Genomic DNA, 3,926 nt, shown 5'->3' on the forward strand with positions numbered 1-3,926 from the left:
TTCAACTTACCAACTCCTAATCTTCAACTATAATATACCCTTCTTTATAATGCCTTCCCATATTATTTACTCTCTTATAATATTTAGAATCACTCTCCTTGTTTAATCTTGGTACAAATACATCTATAGCATTAGAAGTACCAAAATATCTATTAGAACCCCTATCTTTAACCACCTTTAAATTTCCATCAACTAATATTTTAGTTCCAAATTTAAGATGATTATTGGCCACAAATCCATATTGTAATTTTTCTCCTGTAGCTGTAACAGCTCCATATTTACTATTTTCACAGTTTAAAGAAGTATAGTAACTTACTTCCCATGTTACAGGAATTAATTTTTCTATTTTTATTCCTAACTCCTTTTCTAAATTAATTCTCTTGATTTCTAATTTATATACAGAGCTATTTTTGTGTTGCTCCCACTCATATTTATACATTAAGTTAATATTTTTAGCTGTATCTGCTACAATATTTTTATCCATCTTACTAGTACTCATTTCTTCAGTATTAGCAAATATATGTATACTACTACTCATTACTAAAACACTTGTTACTAGTATATTTCTCCACCTCATAAATACCTCCAATCATATTAAAATGATAATTTTAAATACTTATTTATTCTACAAGAGCATCATCTAATTCTTCTTCAGTCGGTTCTTTTCCTTCTCAATTCCATTCAAACGCATCTTCTAAATATGCACTTGGATTATAACAACAAATGTCACAATCTGTGTATCTATTTTTACATCTATTCTTGAATTCACAATTCATAATAATAACTCCTAAAATTATTTATTGTTTATTTCATCTAATAATAAATTTAAGTTATTTTTTGCTTTTTTTACTTCAATTCTAGCTAGACATAACTTAATACCTTTATCTAAATCAAATTCGTCTACATCATGGCAAGTAGATGAAGCTTTAAATCCATCTTTATTAATCATAACTTTTTTATGATTCGTTCTATATATGTATGTATCCCCCATACTAAGAGAAGTTCTCATTTTCCAATCATCCCAAGTATATTTTCTTTTTTCTTTATTATTTACTATTTCAAAATGCTCCTTAAATTCACTATAACTCATAAATCCCATTCCATAATCTGTTTTAAAATGTATATTTCCATTATTTTCTATATGTGTAACTATAAATGTATCTCCTATTTTTAACATTCCAAGACCTTGTATTTCCTTTATTAATTTTATTTTATTTCCTTCTATTAACATACTTTTTTCATCCTTTCTATTCTATCATTATATTTATCAATTGCTTCTTGTTCTTTTTCATTAACATCTCTATTATACTTACCTTTAGCTTGTACTATTTTCCCATCTCTAACTTCAATTGTTACTAAGCTCTTACTTATATTATCTTTTTTTCTCATAAATAATATATGACACTTTCCATCTATAACATTTTTAATATAGCTACTTACACAATTATTTTGTTGTACTGCTTCATCTTTAATTTCATTTGTAGTTTTAGGGTATATAAATTTATAATCTTGATAGGTATATTCTAATGTTTTATCTATTCTTTTATTGAATATTTCTTCTTCAAATTCAGTTTTAAGTCGATTATAATTTCGGGATGCTATTTTATGAGTTGTCAAGAAATGTCTTGGATATTTTTCGTATTTATCACTTATTGCACTCATCATAATGACATAATCATATAATTCATTTAGAGTACTTTCAAGTCCATTTAATGCTTCATATGTCATTAGATTATCTATATAATTTATAAGCGATTGAGGCTTATATTTATATGTATCTATTAATCTATCAAATATTGTTCTATAATAACCATAATCAAGAAGCGATATTAAATCAGATTTTCTTATTGAATTCAATTCTAAGCTTAACAGATTATTATATAGATTGGGATTTTCATTATAATTATGTATTAGTTTTTCATTCAAGGTTATATTATAATTCCTACAAATAGAAATAAGACCTTTTGGTATATCTTTTATTTCACAGTATATAGGATAAATCACCTTCTTCAGTCCTGCTGAAAATAATTGTTCATATTTAGAATAATTCTGTATTTCATTTAAAAAACTACCTATGTTTCTTATTCTGTTTACTTTTCTTCCCCATGTTCTACTATTTTTACTTCTGTTTACTCTCTCATCAACGAATTTTAGAAATTTTTTATAATGTTCTTCTTCAAAAGAGTTTATTACTTCTTCTAGATTGTATCCTCTAAGTTGTGTACATATGTCTTTTACAACTTTGCCTGATTTCCCTATACACTCTCCTGTTGCTAAATTATATTTTACATTTTTAGCATCCTCAAATTCAAACACTAAAAATTGTTTATTTTTATATGCTTTCAAATAGTAACCTCCCCCCCTTTTTTACCTCCTCTGTTCTGTTTATATTTACATTATATCATATACCTTCTATGTTCTCAATATTTTTTTTAATTATTTTTAAAGTTTATATATTTTTCTTTAGGATATTTTCTATTTCTTGTGTTTATAATAGTATTTATGTTCTTTATATAATTTATATCATTAGAAATTCTTATTAAACTTGTAAGGAAGTATAAAGAATGACTTCTAGGAATCTTTTTTTTAATAGCTAAATCAATTGCAGTTTTAGCAGCATTATAACATTTAAGATGAGTGTGACCTTCCTCAAATATCTTATTAGTATTATAGACAATATATCCATTTCGGACTTTAATAATAATGTATTCATTTTTTTCATATATTTTATTTGTTTTCATTACAAATCCTCAATTTTGTGCCATATCATTTCTAATTTTCCATATTTCCTATTTAGTTTTCTTCTAATTTCATATGCAGATTTAATTTCTTCTTTTACATTTTGCCACTTTTCCAAAACTCCTCCATACTCTTTATTCTCTTCTTGTAAAAAGAGTATTTCTTCATTTAATTCATCAATTTTAGTATTTAATTCTCTATTTGTCTCTAATAAATCACGGTATCTTTGTTCATCTATAAGTATTGAAATCACTGCCTTTCACCTGCCTCTTATATGCCATTTTGAGATTATAAGGTACAAATATAAACAGTATTTTATACAAAGCCTTAGAAAGCCATATACGAGGTCATATTTTTAATTTTCTATTTTCCAATATTCCCGAATCCACCATTCCGTTTCTGTATTACTTTTAATCCATTTTTCATCTACTTTTTTATATTTAGCTCTTTCTTCAATTGATTTTAAATAAATCAAATCATAAACATCAATTTTATTGTCCTCAAAAACAACTTTACTTACTTTTAGAATTTTTTTATTGCCTGATTTTAGATTGTATAGTGTGAGTTTAGGAGAATATTTAGTATCTATATCTATTACCAAACAATGTCTTGGATTTGAATTATTGTCTTTTATATTACATGAACCTACAAACTCAAAATTAGTTTGTATTTTTTTACTAATTGGGATATCAACACTTTCTATTTGATTTACAAGATAGGAGCATAATTCTTTCGTATCTACCTCTTTAAACTTTTTTTCTGTTTCTTTATTAGAGTATTTTCTCATAACCTTTATATCACATGGTAAACTATCTTTTTTAAATTGTTTTTTATTATAGATTGAGTTGTAAATATCATAAACTTTTAAAAGTTTGCTAGACTTTCCAAATTCCTCAAAGAAATCTAATTTAATTAGTATAGATAATTGTTTGGAGTTTATATGTCCTTGCAAGTCATTCAATAGTTCTAAAAATGAATCATATTTATTATCTTTAAGAGAATATAGATACTCTCCTATATCAGAATTTAAAAATTTAATAGATTCAATACCTTTATAAATACTATTTGTTTTTTTATCAAAGAAATATTCAGACTTGGAGAATCTAAATTTAGGATTAAAAATATTCACACCTCTTTTTAGTGCGTATTCTGTTATTTTAGATGTTTTTTCTATGTTTCCATTATTT

At 24.9% G+C, this 3,926-nt stretch carries 5 protein-coding genes and 1 pseudogene; all 6 read right to left on the bottom strand.

The features are described from left to right. Positions 1-16: 16 nt before the first annotated feature. On the bottom strand, positions 17-577 hold the full coding sequence (locus IC213_RS20155; protein ID WP_227863563.1) for a hypothetical protein: 561 nt from the start codon (positions 575-577) through the stop codon (positions 17-19). A gap of 216 nt (positions 578-793) precedes the next feature. Next, positions 794-1,231, bottom strand: a complete 438-nt coding sequence (locus IC213_RS20160; protein ID WP_227863564.1) for a hypothetical protein — start codon at positions 1,229-1,231, stop codon at positions 794-796. Beyond that, positions 1,225-2,346 (bottom strand): PcfJ domain-containing protein, encoded by a 1,122-nt coding sequence (locus IC213_RS20165; protein WP_227863565.1) that lies wholly within the window; start codon positions 2,344-2,346, stop codon positions 1,225-1,227. The genes IC213_RS20160 and IC213_RS20165 overlap by 7 nt, the downstream gene beginning before the upstream one ends. An 86-nt stretch (positions 2,347-2,432) precedes the next feature. Then, positions 2,433-2,741 carry a hypothetical protein gene (locus IC213_RS20170; protein WP_227863566.1) on the bottom strand — a complete coding sequence of 103 codons (309 nt, stop codon included), beginning with the start codon at positions 2,739-2,741 and terminating at the stop codon, positions 2,433-2,435. Further along, positions 2,741-2,992 (bottom strand): hypothetical protein, encoded by a 252-nt coding sequence (locus tag IC213_RS20175; RefSeq protein WP_227436827.1) that lies wholly within the window; start codon positions 2,990-2,992, stop codon positions 2,741-2,743. The genes IC213_RS20170 and IC213_RS20175 overlap by 1 nt, the downstream gene beginning before the upstream one ends. Before the next feature lie 102 nt (positions 2,993-3,094). Next, a pseudogene (locus IC213_RS20180) lies at positions 3,095-3,926 on the bottom strand (hypothetical protein); the annotation flags it as partial.

The sequence above is a fragment of the Clostridioides sp. ES-S-0049-02 genome (assembly GCF_020658465.1).
Lineage (GTDB): Bacteria > Bacillota > Clostridia > Peptostreptococcales > Peptostreptococcaceae > Clostridioides.